Source organism: Pseudoxanthomonas sp. J31 (genome assembly GCF_000510725.1).
In the GTDB taxonomy this organism is placed as follows: Bacteria; Pseudomonadota; Gammaproteobacteria; order Xanthomonadales; family Xanthomonadaceae; genus Pseudoxanthomonas.
The window spans coordinates 690,756-705,696 of sequence record NZ_AZNZ01000001.1; the positions used below are offsets into that span (position 1 = coordinate 690,756).

11 protein-coding genes are annotated in these 14,941 nt (G+C 72.1%); 5 read left to right on the forward strand and 6 right to left on the reverse strand.

All coding sequences use genetic code 11. The features are described from left to right. Positions 1-53 precede the first annotated feature (53 nt). Positions 54-932, reverse strand: coding sequence for an outer membrane protein assembly factor BamD (locus PSEJ31_RS0103145; RefSeq protein ID WP_037034306.1), 879 nt, complete (start codon positions 930-932; stop codon positions 54-56). Between the two features lie 99 nt (positions 933-1,031). Between PSEJ31_RS0103145 and rluD the strand changes: the two genes are divergently transcribed. Both rluD and pgeF read left to right on the forward strand, forming a co-directional pair. Continuing rightward, entirely contained in the window at positions 1,032-2,012 is a 981-nt protein-coding gene (gene rluD / locus PSEJ31_RS0103150) for a 23S rRNA pseudouridine(1911/1915/1917) synthase RluD (protein WP_028914622.1), read from the forward strand. Continuing rightward, positions 2,009-2,812 carry a peptidoglycan editing factor PgeF gene (pgeF, locus tag PSEJ31_RS0103155; protein WP_051403625.1) on the forward strand — a complete coding sequence of 268 codons (804 nt, stop codon included), beginning with the start codon at positions 2,009-2,011 and terminating at the stop codon, positions 2,810-2,812. Before rluD ends, pgeF begins: the two co-directional genes overlap by 4 nt. Positions 2,813-2,909: 97 nt before the next feature. Here the strand turns inward: pgeF and PSEJ31_RS0103160 are convergent, their stop codons facing one another. From PSEJ31_RS0103160 to PSEJ31_RS0103180, 5 genes are all read right to left on the reverse strand, one after another. Beyond that, positions 2,910-3,674, reverse strand: a complete 765-nt coding sequence (locus tag PSEJ31_RS0103160) for a DUF481 domain-containing protein (RefSeq protein ID WP_028914624.1) — start codon at positions 3,672-3,674, stop codon at positions 2,910-2,912. Positions 3,675-3,763: 89 nt separating this feature from the next. After that, positions 3,764-5,131, reverse strand: coding sequence for an alpha,alpha-trehalose-phosphate synthase (UDP-forming) (gene otsA / locus PSEJ31_RS0103165; RefSeq protein ID WP_019398405.1), 1,368 nt, complete (start codon positions 5,129-5,131; stop codon positions 3,764-3,766). Then, the gene (locus PSEJ31_RS0103170) at positions 5,128-6,921 is read right to left on the reverse strand and encodes a glycoside hydrolase family 15 protein (RefSeq protein ID WP_028914625.1); all 1,794 of its coding nucleotides are present in this window, start codon (positions 6,919-6,921) and stop codon (positions 5,128-5,130) included. Before PSEJ31_RS0103170 ends, otsA begins: the two co-directional genes overlap by 4 nt. 30 nt (positions 6,922-6,951) lie before the next feature. Next, positions 6,952-7,725 (reverse strand): trehalose-phosphatase, encoded by a 774-nt coding sequence (gene otsB / locus PSEJ31_RS0103175; RefSeq protein ID WP_026010477.1) that lies wholly within the window; start codon positions 7,723-7,725, stop codon positions 6,952-6,954. Positions 7,726-7,793: 68 nt separating this feature from the next. Continuing rightward, positions 7,794-10,220 carry a TonB-dependent receptor gene (locus PSEJ31_RS0103180; protein ID WP_028914626.1) on the reverse strand — a complete coding sequence of 809 codons (2,427 nt, stop codon included), beginning with the start codon at positions 10,218-10,220 and terminating at the stop codon, positions 7,794-7,796. A 206-nt stretch (positions 10,221-10,426) separates the two neighbouring features. Here PSEJ31_RS0103180 and PSEJ31_RS0103185 point away from each other — a divergent pair, with 206 nt between their 5' ends. The 3 genes from PSEJ31_RS0103185 to PSEJ31_RS15615 all read left to right on the forward strand — a co-directional run bounded on the left by PSEJ31_RS0103185 (position 10,427) and on the right by PSEJ31_RS15615 (position 14,871). Further along, positions 10,427-10,846, forward strand: coding sequence for a DUF3574 domain-containing protein (locus PSEJ31_RS0103185; protein WP_019398401.1), 420 nt, complete (start codon positions 10,427-10,429; stop codon positions 10,844-10,846). A 62-nt stretch (positions 10,847-10,908) separates the two neighbouring features. Then, positions 10,909-13,152: a TonB-dependent receptor gene (locus tag PSEJ31_RS0103190; RefSeq protein ID WP_028914627.1), complete on the forward strand. Its 2,244-nt coding sequence runs from the start codon at positions 10,909-10,911 to the stop codon at positions 13,150-13,152. Positions 13,153-13,257: 105 nt separating this feature from the next. After that, positions 13,258-14,871 (forward strand): hypothetical protein, encoded by a 1,614-nt coding sequence (locus PSEJ31_RS15615; RefSeq protein ID WP_037034314.1) that lies wholly within the window; start codon positions 13,258-13,260, stop codon positions 14,869-14,871. Positions 14,872-14,941: the final 70 nt, after the last annotated feature.

The following is a 14,941-nucleotide window of genomic DNA, read 5'->3' on the forward strand; positions in this document are numbered from 1 at the left end:
AAAAGAAGGGCGCATCCGCGGATGCGCCCTTCCTCGTCGCGGGACCCCGTTGTTCAGCGGCGCGAGGCGTCGCGCTGGCCGGTGGTCGGCGAGCGCTCGCCGGCGAACGGATTGAGCTTGCGGATGGCCCACGGGTACTTCGGCCAGTCGCCGCTCAGGTAGGGGTGCGAGGGCTGGTTCAGGCGCAGCACGCGCGCGGCGTCCTCGGCCAGTTCCGGTTGCCCCAGGTTGCGGTAGGACTCGGCCAGGGCGGCGACGGCGTCGTACTGGTAGTCGCTCTGCGGATAGGTCTCGAGGATGTACTTGGCGCGGCCGATCGCCGACAGCCAGGCGCCGCGGCGCATGTAGTACAGCGCGATGTCCATCTCGTGGCGCGCGAACACGTTGCGCAGGACCACCATGCGCTGGCGCGCGTCGGCGGCGTAGCGGCTGTTCGGGTAGCGCTGGGCGACGGTGTTGAAGTCCTCGTAGGCCTGCTGCGGCGAGGACAGGTCGCGGCGGCTGGGGTCCAGCGACCACACCCGCTGCATGAACACCGCGTCGCGGTTGGAGTTGGACAGGCCGCGCAGGTAGTAGAAGTAGGCGATGTTGCGGTGGGTCGGGTAGGTGCGGATGAAGCGGTCGATGGTGGAGACCGCGTCGTCGTGCTTGCCGGCCTTGTACTGGGCGTAGGCGGTTTCCATCAGCGCCTGCTCGGTGTACGGGCCGTAGGGGTACTGCGCGACCAGGCGCCTGAACACCAGCTCGGCGCTGGCCCAGTTGCCGCGCTCCATGTGGTGGTGGCCCTTCTCGTACAGTTCGGCGACCGGCCTGCCTTCGTCGGCATCCTTCTTGGTCTTGTTGCGCCCGCAGCCGGTGGCCAGCAGGGCCACGAGCACGAGCAGGGCCACCAGGCGGAGGACGGAGAGGCTGGAACGGGGGCTTAGGGCCATCGGGGAGGGCATGCCGGGGAAATCGGAAGGGCCGATGATAGCCTAGTGGCCTGTCCGGCGACTGACTTCGCCTGCCCGGACCCCGAACCGAAGCCCCCGATGTCCCACACTTCCGACGCCCCCCGCCAGGCCATCGTCCCCGACGAGGCCGCCGGCCGCCGTTTCGACGCCGTGCTGGCCGAACTGTTCCCCGAATACTCCCGCTCCCGCCTGGCCGCCTGGATCAAGTCCGGCGATGCCCTGCTGGACGGCCAGGCCGCGCGCCCGCGCGACCCGGTCAAGGGCGGCGAGACCGTGACCCTGGCCGCGGTGGCCGAGGTCCAGACCGAGGCGGTGGCCGAGGACATCCCGCTGGACATCCTGTACGAGGACGAGCACCTGTTCGTGCTCGACAAGCCCGCCGGACGGGTGGTCCATCCCGGCGCCGGCAACCCGGCCGGCACCCTGGTCAACGCCCTGCTGCACCGCGATCCGGGCCTGGCCGCGCTGCCGCGGGCCGGCATCGTCCACCGCCTGGACAAGGACACCAGCGGGGTGATGGTGGTGGCCCGCACCCTGCCGGCGCACACCGGACTGGTGGCGAAGCTGGCCGCGCGCGAGGTGCACCGGCAGTACCTGGCGGTGGTGGTCGGCGCCCTGGTGTCGGGCGGCACCGCCGACGCGCCGATCGACCGCCATCCGCGCGACCGCCTGCGCATGGCCGTGCGCGAGGACGGACGCGAGGCGGTCACCCACTACCGGCTGCGCGAGCGCTTCCGCGCCCATACCGCGCTGGAATGCCGCCTGGAAACCGGCCGCACCCACCAGATCCGCGTGCACATGCAGCACCTGCGCCACCCGATCGTCGGCGATCCGCTGTACGGCGGCCCGCTGAAGCTGCCGCGCGGCGCCAGCGACGAACTGGTCGGGCGCCTGCGCGGGTTCGGCCGCCAGGCCCTGCATGCCGAGGTGCTGGAGTTCGAACACCCGGTCAGCGGCGAACCGGTGCGGGTGGCGGCGCCGCTGCCGGCGGACATGCTCGACCTGCTGCGGGTGCTGCGCGAGGACACCCGCCGCTGGGAGGAGAACCAGCGGCGATGACGGCGGGCGGCGACGGCCACGGCGGCGCGCGCGATCCGGCCATCCTGGAAGCGGACTGGCCGGCGCCGCCGGGCGTGCATGCCTTCACCACCCTGCGCCATGGCGCGGGCGGCTCGGCCGCGCCGTTCGCCAGCTTCGACCTGGGCGCGCGCAACGGCGACGACCCGGCCGTGGTCGCGGCCAACCGCGCCGAACTGCGCCGCCGCCGTGGCCTGCCCTCGGCGCCGCACTGGCTGCGCCAGGTGCACGGCACCGCCGTGCTGCGCTTCGACCGGCCGCTCCAGGCGCCGCTTCCCACCGAGGCCGAGCCGGAGGCCGACGCGGCCACCACGGCGGTCCCCGGCGTGGTGCTGGCGGTGCTGACCGCCGACTGCCTGCCGGTGGTGCTGGCCGCCGCCGACGGCAGCGAGGTCGCGGTGGCCCATGCCGGCTGGCGCGGGCTGGCCGCCGGGGTGCTGGAGGTGACCGTCGCCGCCATGCATGCCGCCCCGGGACGGCTGCTGGCCTGGCTCGGCCCGGCGGCCGGGCCGCAGGCCTACGAGATCGGGGCCGAGGTGTTCGACGCCTTCGTCGGCGCCGATCCGCAGGCCGCGGAGGCGTTCGTCCCCGCCCGGCCCGGCCACTGGAAGGTCGACCTCTACGCCCTGGCCCGGCGCCGCCTGGGCGCCGCCGGGCTGGCACCGGGCGCGATCCACGGCGGCGGGCTGTGTACGATCAGCGACCCGGAACGGTTCTATTCGCACCGGCGCGAGCAGCGCACCGGGCGCATGGCCACGCTCGCCTACATCGCCCCGCGCTGAGTCGCGCCCGGGCGCCTCCGCAACCACCTGCGCTTCCTCGCGGCCCGCGTCCGCGCCGCCGCCCCGCGCGCCGGCCGGGGCGGCAGTGCGGGCCAGCTCAGCGGAAGTTGTAGACCAGATTGACCGTGGTCAGGGTGTCGGTGCGGCGGGTGGCCGGGTCCTCGACCTCGGTGTTGTGCCGCGCCTGCAAGCCGGCCTTGAGCGCGAAGCGCTCGTTCATCGCCACCGACACGCCGAAGTCGTTCTGGGCGAAGGTGTTGTCCTTGCCGGACTCGACCAGCAGGGTGTTGAACAGCTCGGTGTTGGCGGTGAGCTGGTGGCGCAGGTCGAGCAGGCCGCGGCCGATCAGGCTGCTTTGCACCTCGCCGTCCAGCGCGGTGCGGGCGCGGCGGTAGCCGGGGCCGATTTCGCCGGTGAGCTTGGTGCGCTCGCTGTCGATGAAGCGGCTGCCGAAGCCGATGGCCAGGGTGCCCTGGTAGTCGTAGGAGGAGAAGTCGTCGCGCTCGTAGCGGCCGTTGGCCGAGACATGGTGGCGCGGGCTGAAGCGGTAGGCACTGGAGCCGGAGACGTCGTAGCGGTTGGCGCTGGTCTCGTAGTGGCGTTCCTCGACGCCGTCGCCGTCCACGTCGTTCTCGACCTCGGCGCGCGAGCGCAGCGCCGACAGGGCGAAGCCGTTCTTCCAGCGCTCCTCCTCGCGCGAGAAGCGCAGGCGCGTGTTGAGGCTCTCGGAGCGGGAATTGCCGCGGGCCATGGCCAGGCCGAGCTCGCCGGTGCCGGTCCAGCCTTCCGGTTGGGCCGGTTGCTGGGCGGAAGCCGCCAGCGGCAGCAGGGAAACGAACAGCAGGGTGGGGACGCGACGCATGGGGGAGGACCTCCTGGGGAGCGGAAAGACGCGCGCCGGCATGCCGGCGCGAAGGTCCAATGATGCCGATCGCGGCTGACGCCAGCCTGTCAGGTCGACTCCAGCACCGCCAGGTACTCCTTGCGCCAGGCGTGGATGTCGTGCTTGAGCAGGTGCTCCATCATCGCGTGCCAGCGTTCCTTGCGCCGCGCCAGCGGCATGGTCGCGGCGGTGGCGATGGCGTCGGCGACGCCGTCCAGGTCGTGCGGGTTGACCAGCAGCGCCTCCTTCAGCTCCTGCGCCGCGCCCGCCAGCAGCGACAGCACCAGCACGCCGGGGTTCTCCGGGTCCTGCGAGGCCACGTATTCCTTGGCCACCAGGTTCATGCCGTCGCGCAGCGGCGTCACCAGGCCGACCCGCGCGGTGCGGTAGAACCCGGTCAGGGTGGCGTGCGGGAAGTTGCGGTTGACGTAGCGCAGCGGGGTCCAGTTCGGCGCGGCGTGGGCGCCGTTGATGTGCCCGGCGATCTGCTCCAGCTGGCTGCGCAGGGTGCGGTACTCGCTGACGTCGGCGCGCGACAGCGGCGCGATCTGCAGGTAGGTCAGGGTGCCCTTCTGGTCCGGGTGCCGCTGCAGGTAGCGCTCGAAGCCGTGGAAGCGCTCGGGCAGGCCCTTGGAGTAGTCCAGCCGGTCCACGCCGATCGCCAGCAGGCGGTCCTCCAGGCTGGTGCGCAGGCTGCGTACCGCCGGCTTGGCCGACGCGGCCGCGGCCTGGCGCGCGATCTGCGGGGTGTCGATGCTGATCGGGAACGCCCCGGTGCGGAAGCGGCGCCCGCCGGGCGCCTCCAGCAGGCCGGGGCCGATGATCTTGCCGCCGCCGTACAGGCGCACGTAGGACTGGAAGCGGTCGTTGTCGCGCTGGGTCTGGAAGCCGAGCAGGTCGTAGGAATACAGCGGCGAGAACAGGCGCTGGTGGTCCGGCACCGCCATCAGCAGGTCGGCCGAGGGCACCGGCACGTGCAGGTAGAAGCCGATGCGCGCGCCCACCCCGCGCTCGCGCAGCAGCGCCGCCAGCGGGATCAGGTGGTAGTCGTGCACCCACACCGTGTCGTCGTCGCGCAGCAGCGGCGCCAGGCGGTCGGCGAACATGGCGTTGACCCGGCGGTAGCCCTCGCGGGTGGCGCGGTCGTAGTCCACCAGGTCCAGGCGGAAGTGCAGCAACGGCCACAGCGTGCGGTTGGCGAAGCCGTTGTAGTAGGCGTCCAGGTCGGGGCGGTTGAGGTCCATGGTCACGTAGCGGATGCCGTCGGCCTCCTGCTCGTGGACCTCGCCGCTGTTGCCGCGCACGGTCTTGCCGCTCCAGCCGAACCACACGCCGCCGCGCTCGGACAGCGCCGCCTGCAGGGCCACGGCCAGGCCGCCGGCGCGGTTCTCGCCGGGGACGGCGACGCGGTTGGAAACAACGACCAGACGGCTCATGAGGCCTCCTGCCAGGAACGCGAAAGCCGCATCGCGGCGATGATCAGGCCCACGTGCGAGTAGGTCTGCGGGAAGTTGCCCCAGCCCTCGCCGCTGTCGAAGGCCATGTCCTCCGAGAGCAGGCCCAGGTGGTTGCGGCGCGCCAGCACGCGCTCGAACAGCTCGCGCGCCTCGTCCATGCGCCCGGTCGCGGCCAGCGCGTCGATGTACCAGAAGGTGCAGATGGTGAAGCTGGTTTCCGGCGCGCCGAAGTCGTCCGGCGCCACGTAGCGGAACACGCCGTCGCCGTGGCGCAGCTCGCGGCCGATGGCCTCGACCGTGGCCACGTAGCGCGGGTCGTCGGCCTCGACGAAGCCGATGTCGGCCAGCAGCAGCAGCGAGGCGTCCAGGTAGTCGCTCTGGAACGAGGCGCTGAAGTGGTTGGCCTCCGCGCGCCAGGCGCGCTCCAGGGTGGTCTTGCGGATGGTGTTGGCGCGCAGCCGCCAGTAGTCCACCCGTTCCTGCAGGCCCAGCTGCGCCGCGATCTTGGCCAGGCGGTCGCAGGCGGCCCAGCACATGGCGGCGGTGTAGGTGTGCACCTCGGCGCGGCCGCGGAACTCCCACAGTCCGGCGTCGGGCACGTCGTACAGGGCGAACGCGCGCTCGCCCAGCGGCTCCAGGCGGGCGAAGGTGTGCGCGTCGCCGGGGTCGGCCAGGCGCTGGTCGAAGAACAGCTGGGTCGAGGCCAGGACCACGCTGCCGTACACGTCGTGCTGCTTCTGGATCCAGGCCAGGTTGCCGCGCCGCACCGGGCCCATGCCGCGGTAGCCGGCCAGCGAGGGCACCTCGACCTCGTCCAGGCGGTCCTCGAAGCCGATCCCGTACAGCGGCTGCAGGCTGCCGTCGTGGCTGGCGATGTTGAAGATGTAGCGCAGGAACTCCTCCATGCTGCGGGTCGCGCCCAGGCGGTTGAGCGCGCGCACGACGAAGGCCGCGTCGCGCAGCCAGCAGTAGCGGTAGTCCCAGTTGCGGGTCGTCCTGGGGGCCTCCGGGATCGAGGTGGTCATGGCCGCGATGATCGCGCCGCTGTCCTCGTACTGGCACAGCTTGAGGGTGATCGCGCTGCGGATCACCGCATCCTGCCACTCCAGCGGGATCGACAGGTAGCGCACCCACTCGCGCCAGTACTCGCGGGTGCGGGTGATCGCCTCCTCGACGTAGCCGGTGAGCGAGCGCCCCATCGGCTCGTCCGGGCCCAGCACCAGGTGCATGCGGTGGGTCAGCACGAACGGCAGCGAGTCGCGCACGAAGCGCACCGGCACGTCGGTGGTCAGGCGCAGGGTGAAGTGAGGCAGCAGCCAGCGGATGTGGTTGCTGCCCCAGGTCGACTCGGGCACGCGCGCGCCCCAGTCGGCCAGCGGCCGCACCCGCACCCGGATGCGCGGGTTGCCGGACAGCGGGGTGATCCGGCGGATGATCGACACCGGCCGGTAGAAGCGCCCGTTCTGGCGCCAGCGCGGGGCGAAGTCGACGATCTCCAGCGAGCCGCCGTTGCGATCGTGCAGCACGGTGCGCAGGATCGCGGTATTGGGCTCGTAGCGCTGCTCGGAGCGCTCGAAGTCCTCCAGCTCGATGGAGAAGTCGCCGCCTTCCTGCCCGCGTGGCGACAGCAGCGCGCAGAAGGCCGGGTCGCCGTCGAACGAGGGCAGGCAGCTCCACACCACCCGTCCGCGCTTGTCCACCAGCGCGCCGAAGCTGCTGTTGCCGATCACGCCAAGCTCGAGGTTGGCGTCGTGTACGTTGATGTCCATTGCCTGTCCCGTGATTCGGCGGTACCGGGGCTACCGCGGGCCGACCTCCCCTTTTGCCGCATTGGCGATGAGCCAGGCGTGCACGTCGGCGGTGCGGGCCAGGGCGTGGGTCGCCGCGCTCGGTTCCCGCTGGCCGACCAGCACGCTCCAGCCGCCGGCGCGGTTGGCCGCGGCGAAGCCGTATTCGTCGGTGAGGTCGTCGCCGACGAACACCGGCACCCGCCCGCGGAACGCGGGCTGGGCCATCATCCGTTCCAGCGCCCGGCCCTTGTCGCTGCCGCAGGGCACGAACTCGACCACGTGGTCGCCCGGCTGCAGGCGGTAGCCGGGCAGGCGGGCGAGGTGCTCGCGCGCGAACGCGGCGACCTCCGGGCCGAAATGCGGCGCGGCGCGCCAGTGCAGGGCCAGGCTCACGCCCTTGTCCTCCACCAGCACGCCCGGGCGCGAGGCGGCCATCGCCAGCGCCTGGCGGTGCAGTTCGTGCAGCAGGGCGGAGGTGTCCTCGGGAATGTCCGGATCGGCGCCGGCGGCATGCCGGAACTGGTGCCCGTGCAGGCCGGCGGCCGGCAGCCGCAGCGGCGCGAACAGCGCGTCCAGCTGCGCCAGCGGACGCCCGCTGACCAGCGCGACCGCGCCGTGCAGGCGCCGGCTCAGGCGGCCGATGGCCTCGCGTACCTCGGGCAGCACGTGCACCGCGGCGGGGTCCGCGGTGAACTCCACCAGGGTGCCGTCGACGTCGAGGAAGAGCGCGCAGTCGTCGCCTAGCGCGGGTGGTGATGGACGGGATGGCGTCTCGTCGACCATGCACCCATTGTGCACGAACTGCCCGTGAGGGGCAGGTCGGCAGCGCCGCGGCCGCGCGCCGCGACGCCTCAGAACGCGTAGCGCACGCGGCCGTACAGGTAGCGGCCGTTGCTGCCGAGCGGCGAGAGCACGTCGTAGGGCAGGTTGCCGAAGTAGTGGATGTCCTCGTTGGAGCGGTCCGGGTAGGCGTCGGTGAGGTTGCTGCCGCCGAGGGCCAGGCTCCAGCCCGGGGCGGGCGCGTACTCGACCTCGGCGTCCAGCTGCCATTCGGCGCCGTAGCGCTGCTCCGGCTGGAAGCCGCCGCCGAAGTCGAACACCCGCCTGGCGCTGCCGTGGCGCTGCACGCGCGCCAGCAGGTTCCAGCGGTGGCCGGCCCAGCTGGCGCTGAGGAGCGCGCGGGTGCGCGGCGCCGCGTCGGTGAGGGTGTTGCGTTCCTCCACCCCGAACAGCACGTAGGACGGATCCAGCGCCGACAGCTGCGGCGGGGTGGCGACGATGTGCTCCAGTTCGGTCTTCGCGTAGCTCCAGGCGCCGGTCAGCAGCAGGCGGCCACCGGCCAGGTGGTCGCGCCAGTTGGCCACCAGCTCGGCGCCGAGGGTGCGGGTGTCGGCGGCGTTGACGAAGAACTGCGCGCTCTCCAGGGCGGGGACGTCGAAGTTGGCGGCGACGAAGGCGGCCAGCGCGTCGCCGGTGATGGCCTCGGACAGGGCGATGCGATCGTCGATCTCGATCTGGAACAGGTCCAGCGACAGGTCGAGGCGTTCGCCGATGCGCGCGGCCAGGCCCAGGCCGAGGTTGCGCGACTGCTCCGGGTCGAGGTCGCGCGCGCCAAGGGCGCGGGCGATCGGGTTGGCCACCGCCAGCAGCCGGCCCTGCACCAGCTGCCCGGCGGCGTTGTAGCCGGTGCTGGTGGACTCGAAGCCGACCTGCGCCAGCGACGGCGCGCGGAAGTTGCTGGACAGCGTGCCGCGCAGTGCCAGCCGCGGGGTGAACGCGTGGCGCGCGGCGAGCTTGCCGGTGAACTGGCCGCCGAAGTCCTGGTAGTGCTCGTAGCGCGCGCTGAGGTCGGTGCTGAACGCCTCGCCGAAGGACGAGGACACGGTGGCGTAGGCGCTGGCCACCTCGCGGCGGAGGTTGGCCTGGTCCTGCGGGGTGAGGCCGCCACCGGCCTGGGCGCCGGCCGGGCGGTCGCGGTATGGGCCGGCGGCGTAGCTGGCCGGGTCGCCGGCGCCGGTCTGGTAACGCTCGGCGCGGAACTCGGCACCCAGGGCCAGCACGTGGTCCGCACCGGCGCCGGCGAAGCCGCGGCTGAAGTCCAGGTTGGCCAGGGTCTGGGCGAAGCGGTAGTCGGCCACGCGGAAGCGGGTGGGGCTGTCCGGACCCAGCGAGGCGTTGAGCGATTCGCGCAGCCGGTAGGTGAACTCGTTGGCACCATGGTCGAGGCTGGCGTCGTAGTCCCAGGCGCCGAGGCGGCCGCGCACGCCGGCCACCAGGCCGACGTCGAGGTTCTCGCCGACCGAAACCGGGCGGTAGCCGTGTGGATACACCTGCGGCCAGTTGGCCTCGCCTTCCGGGTAACGGTAGTAGTTGGCGCCCTCGGTATCGCGCTGGTGCCAGGTGCCGAAGCCGTACAGCGCGGCGTCGCCGGGCAGCGGCAGTTCGGCGTTGAACCAGCCGTCCAGCTGCCTGGAGTCGCCGTCGCCGAGGTGGTAGTTGCGGCGGCCTTGCACGGCGAGGTTGGCCGGGGTCTGGTCCCAGGGCGGAACCTGGTCGAAGCCGGCGCGGTTGGTGGCATTGCGCTGCTGGTAGCCGGCGCCCAGGCGCAGGAAGCCGCCGTCGCCCAGGGCGATGCCGGCCTGGCCATGGGCATGGCCAGTCTGGCCGTCGCTCAGGCGGCGCCCGATCGGCTCCAGCCGGGTGTGGTGCAAGCCATAGCCGGCCTCCAGGGCGCCGCCTTCGGCGCCGCCGGCGAGGATGATGTTGACCACTCCGGCCACCGCGTCCGATCCGTACTGGGCGCCGGCGCCATCGCGCAGCACCTCGATCCGCGCCACCGCGCCGACCGGGATGGCGTTGAAATCGACCGGCGTGGTGCCGCGGCCGATCTTGGAGTCGGTGGACACCACGGCGCTGGTGTGGCGGCGGCGCCCGTTGACCAGGACCAGCACCTGGTCCGGCGAGAGCCCGCGCAGCTGCGCCGCGCGCACGTGGTCGGCGCCGCCGGAGTTGGACTGGCGCGGGAAGTTGAACGAGGGCAGCAATGCCTGCAGCGCGCTGCCCAGTTCGCCGGACGGGCCCGTGGCGCGGCGCAGGTCCTCGGCGGTGAGCACGTCCACCGGCGAGGTGGACTCCAGCACGGTGCGGTCGCTGGCGCGGGTGCCGGTGACGATGACCTGGTCCAGGGTGGTGGCGGCGACGGGCGCCTGCGCGGCGGCGGTCGCGGGCAGGGCGAGGGTCAGGACGAGGGCGAGGCGGGTGCGGGAATGGGCGGACATGCGGCGGCCTGCTCGGGGATCCTTATATCCATCCGGATGGAGCGATAGGATAGGCGCGTCCTTCGCGGCCACGAGGCGTGGGATCGGCATCAGCACATGACGGCGGGTTATTTCCGTCGCAGGATGGGCTGCCGACACGCTTCGCGCCCTGGTTTCCTGGAGCTGCCATGCATCGTGTCCCCTGCCTTGCGCTGTTGCTTGCCGTGATGCTCCCGGCCTGCGCCGGTGCGCCGGCGGTGGGGCCGCGGCTGCAGGGCGATGCTACGCGCCCGGCCGAGGCCGCCGGCTGGGTGCGCAGCGAGCTGTATTTCGGCGTGGGCCGCGAAGATGGCCCCTCCACGCGGCCGCAGACCGACGCCATCGACGAGGCGCGCTGGCGCCGCTTCCTGGACGAGGAAGTCACCCCGCGCTTTCCCGACGGCCTGACCGTGCTCGATGCCTACGGCCAGTGGCTGTTCCGCGGCGACGCCGAGCCGCAGCGGCTGCGCAGCAAGGTGCTGGTGGTCCTGCACGAGGACACGCCGCAGCGCCGCGCCGACATCGAGGCCATCCGCCTGGCCTGGAAGCGGGCCACCGGCCACCAGTCGGTGCTGTGGTCGCGGCAGCCGGCCGAGGTTTCCTTCTGACCGGCGCGTGCCGGTCCCGCGATGCACGACCGTCCCGTCTCCACCCCACGAGGAGCCACCCGATGAACCCGTCGCACGTCATCCCGGCCCGGCGCTGCCGCCTGGCCACCGCCGTCGCCCTGCTGCTGGCCGTGCCGGTGCTGCACGCCCAGGAGGCCTCCACCCTCGATGCGGTGCAGGTCACCGCGCAACGCAAGGTCGAGAACATCCAGGACGTGCCGGTGTCGATCACCAGCGTGGATGCGGAGAAGCTCGAGCTGTATGGCTCCGGCGGCGCCGACATCCGCTTCCTCTCCGCGCGGGTGCCCAGCCTCAACATCGAGTCGTCCTACGGCCGCGCCTTCCCGCGCTTCTACATCCGCGGCCTGGGCAACACCGACTTCGACCTCAATGCCTCGCAGCCGGTGTCGCTGGTGTACGACGAGGTGGTGCAGGAGAGCCCGCTGCTGAAGGGCTTCCCGCTGTTCGACCTGGAGCGTGTGGAAGTGCTGCGAGGCCCGCAGGGCACGCTGTTCGGGCGCAATACCCCGGCCGGCGTGGTCAAGTTCGAATCGGTGCGGCCGTCGCGGGAGTTCGGCGGCTACGCGAAGCTGGGCCTGGGCAGCGACGAGATGGTCAACTTCGAGGGCGCGGTCGGCGGCGCGCTGGGCCAGCGCTGGTCGGCGCGCCTGTCGGCGCTGTACCAGCGCCGCGACGACTGGGTCGACAACACCCTCGACGGCGCGCCCAACGAGGGTTTCGAGGGCTACGACGAATCCGCGGTGCGGGTGCAGTTCCTGTACGAGGGCGACGCCTTCGAGGCGCTGCTGAACCTGCACCGGCGCGACCTCAACGGCACCGCGCGCCTGTTCCGCGCCAACATCATCCAGCCGGGCACGAACGACCTGGTCCCCGGCTTCGACCGCGAAAAGGTCTCGCTGGACGGCGTGAACTTCTCCGACCTGGAGACCTGGGGCGCCAATGCGCGCCTGCGCTGGGACTTCGATGGCCTGGTGCTGCACTCGATCAGCGGCTACGAGACCGCCGAGTCGCTCAACCGCGGCGACATCGACGGCGGCTACGGCGCGGTGTTCCTGCCTGATTCCGGCCCCGGCGTGATCCCGTTCGCCTCCGAGTCGGCCGACGGCCTGCCCGACCACGAGCAGCTGACCCAGGAGTTCCGCCTCGAATCGGACAACGACGGCCCGTTCAACTGGCAGGCCGGCCTGTTCTGGTTCCGCGAGGACATCACCATCCACGGCTTCAACTACGACTCGCTGGCCCCCGGCAACCCGCAGGCCGGCTTCGCCGTGCAGCAGCAGGAGAACACCGCCTGGGCCGTGTTCGCCTCCGGCGAGTACGACGCCACCGACCGGCTGAAGCTGCGCGGCGGCCTGCGCTATACCCGGGACAAGAAGGACTTCGCCGCCCAGGTGGTCGAAGGCGCGCCGTTTGGCGCGCCGGTGGGCGGCCCGTACCGGGTGCACACCGACGCCAACGATGTCAGCTGGGACGCCAGCGTGGTGTACGCGGTGGACGAGGACGTGAACCTGTACGCGCGCGTGGCCAAGGGCTTCCGCGCGCCCTCCATCCAGGGCCGGCTGCTGTTCGCCGATCCGGGCGCGCCCAACGGCGGCGTGACCACCGCCGATTCGGAGGAGGTGATCTCCTGGGAGGCCGGCATCAAGGCCGACCTGTGGGACCGCCGCGCGCGCCTGGGCTTCAACCTGTTCCGCTACACGGTCGACGACCAGCAGATCATCGCCGTCGGCGGCGGCAGCAACATCGCCACCCTGCTCAACGCCGACCGCACCGTGGGCCAGGGCTTCGAGCTGGACCTGGAGGCGTACCTGGCCGACCAGCTGCTGGTCACCCTCGGTTCCAGCTACAACGACACCGAAATCCGGGACGACACCCTGGCGGTGGCGCCGTGCGCCGCCTGCACCGTGACCGACCCGCTGGACGCATCCGGCCGCGCCCTGATCGACGGCAACCCGTTGCCGCAGGCGCCGGAGTGGGTGCACAACCTCAGCGCGCGCTATGGCGTGCCGCTGGCCGGTGGCGAGCTGTACTTCCTCACCGACTGGGCCTACCGCAGCGAGGTCAACTTCTTCCTGTACGAGTCGCGCGAGTTCCGCGGCAAGTCCTCGCTGGAAGGCGGCCTGCGCATCGGCTACCTGTGGAACCAGGGCGACCAGGAAGTAGCACTGTTCGGCCGCAACATCACCGACCAGGAGCGCATCGTCGGCGCGATCGACTTCAACAACCTCACCGGCTTCCTCAACGAGCCGCGTACCTGGGGCGTGGAGTTCCGCACCCGGTTCTGACCGCGGACGGGGCCGGCGCCGCCGCCGGCCCCGTCGCGCCTTCCCAGCTCCACGGGCCGGCCGGCGCCGTCCCGCTTCCACGCGACCCGAGCGAAGACCATCCCGATGTCCAATGCCCCCGTCCAGCCCCGCCCCCTGCCCTGGATCGTCGCCGGCGACCTCAACGGCTTCTTCGGCCTGGTGGTCGACAACCTGTCCATCCTCGGCTTCATCGCCGCGGCCCTGGTCGGGATCTTCCAGTTCCCGGCGGAGGTCGTGTTCGGGCGCATGTTTCCCGGCACCGCGCTGGGCGTGCTGGTGGGCAACCTGGTCTACACGGTGATGGCGCGGCGCCTGGCACTGCGCAGCGGGCGCGACGACGTCACTGCCATGCCACTTGGCCTGGATGCGCCGACCAGCATCGGCATGGCCCTGCTGGTGCTGGGTCCTGCCTATGCCGGCTTCACGGGGCAGGGCATGGCCACCGATGCGGCGGCAATGGCGACCTGGCAGCTGGGCATGGCCTCGCTGGTGGTGATGGGCGTGCTCAAGCTGGTGCTGTCCTTCGCCGGCGACTGGGTCACGCGGGTGCTGCCGCGCGCGGCACTGCTGGGTTCCATCGGCGGCGCCGCGCTGGCGCTGCTGGGTTTCCTGCCGCTGATCGAAACCCTGCGCAATCCGGTGGTCGGCATCGCCACCCTCGGCCTGCTGCTGTACGTGCTGGTCGGCAAGGGGCGGCTGCCATGGCGGGTGCCGGGCGTGTTCGCCGCGTTCGTCGCCGGCACCGCGCTGTACTACGGGCTGGGCCTGGCCGGCCTGGGCCTGCCGGGTTTCGAACTGCCGCCGCTGCAGCCGCTGGCCTTCGTGCTGCCGCTGCCCAATGCCGGCTTCATCGCCGGACTGCCGTATACCGTGCCCTACCTGCCGCTGCTGCTGCCGTTCGGTCTGCTGATGGTGGTCGGCGGCATCAACGTGGCCGAAAGCGCGCGCGCGGCCGGCGACGACTACCGCACCCGCGACGTGTTGCTGGCCGAGGCGGTGTCCACCCTGGTCGCCGGTTTCTGCGGCGGCGTGGCCCAGACCACGCCCTACATCGGCCAGCCGGCGTACAAGCACATGGGCGCGCGCCACGGCTACACCCTGCTGACCGGCCTGTTCATCGGCCTGGGCGGCGTGTTCGGCTACGTGTCGATGCTGGTGCAGTGGCTGCCGGTGGCGGTGCTGGCGCCGATCATCGTCTACGTCGGCCTGGACATCACCCTGCAGGCCTTCCACGAAAGCCCGCGCCGGCACGCGCCGGCGGTGGCGCTGGCGTTCCTCCCGGCGATCGCCTACCTGCTGGTGATCAAGCTGGGCAATCCGGCCTGGATCCCGACGGCGACCTTCGCCGCGCTGTACGAGGGCGGCGACGGCCACGGCCTGGCCGACCTGGCCGCAATCGTGACCCTGGGCAACGGCTTCATCATCACCGCGATGCTGTGGGGCACGGCGCTGGTGGCGCTGGTGGAGCAGCAGCCGCGCCGTGCCGCAGCGGTGCTGCTGCTGGCCGCGCTGCTGACCCTGGTCGGGGTGGTCCACTCGGTGGATCCGCGCGGCGGGATCTATCTGCCGTGGTCGCTGCAGGGCGTGCGCGCCACCATCGCCTGGCAGTTCGCCGCGGCCTACGCGGTGCTGGCGCTGCTGCTGGGCCTGCTGTCGTTGCAGGCGCCGCGCCCGGCGCAGGCGCCCGGCGCGCACTGAATCCGACCGGCGGCGGGAACCCCGCGCGCCGGCGCCGGTCACACCTGCATGTCCGCAACAGAAGGAGACG

What these genes read in the sequence shown, in the direction of transcription:
- PSEJ31_RS0103145 (WP_037034306.1), bottom strand. Translation starts at nt 932, where the DNA reads ATGGCCCTAAGCCCCCGTTCCAGCCTCTCCGTCCTCCGCCTGGTGGCC.
- rluD (WP_028914622.1), top strand. Translation starts at nt 1,032, where the DNA reads ATGTCCCACACTTCCGACGCCCCCCGCCAGGCCATCGTCCCCGACGAG.
- pgeF (WP_051403625.1), top strand. Translation starts at nt 2,009, where the DNA reads ATGACGGCGGGCGGCGACGGCCACGGCGGCGCGCGCGATCCGGCCATC.
- PSEJ31_RS0103160 (WP_028914624.1), bottom strand. Translation starts at nt 3,674, where the DNA reads ATGCGTCGCGTCCCCACCCTGCTGTTCGTTTCCCTGCTGCCGCTGGCG.
- otsA (WP_019398405.1), bottom strand. Translation starts at nt 5,131, where the DNA reads ATGAGCCGTCTGGTCGTTGTTTCCAACCGCGTCGCCGTCCCCGGCGAG.
- PSEJ31_RS0103170 (WP_028914625.1), bottom strand. Translation starts at nt 6,921, where the DNA reads ATGGACATCAACGTACACGACGCCAACCTCGAGCTTGGCGTGATCGGC.
- otsB (WP_026010477.1), bottom strand. Translation starts at nt 7,725, where the DNA reads ATGGTCGACGAGACGCCATCCCGTCCATCACCACCCGCGCTAGGCGAC.
- PSEJ31_RS0103180 (WP_028914626.1), bottom strand. Translation starts at nt 10,220, where the DNA reads ATGTCCGCCCATTCCCGCACCCGCCTCGCCCTCGTCCTGACCCTCGCC.
- PSEJ31_RS0103185 (WP_019398401.1), top strand. Translation starts at nt 10,427, where the DNA reads ATGCTCCCGGCCTGCGCCGGTGCGCCGGCGGTGGGGCCGCGGCTGCAG.
- PSEJ31_RS0103190 (WP_028914627.1), top strand. Translation starts at nt 10,909, where the DNA reads ATGAACCCGTCGCACGTCATCCCGGCCCGGCGCTGCCGCCTGGCCACC.
- PSEJ31_RS15615 (WP_037034314.1), top strand. Translation starts at nt 13,258, where the DNA reads ATGTCCAATGCCCCCGTCCAGCCCCGCCCCCTGCCCTGGATCGTCGCC.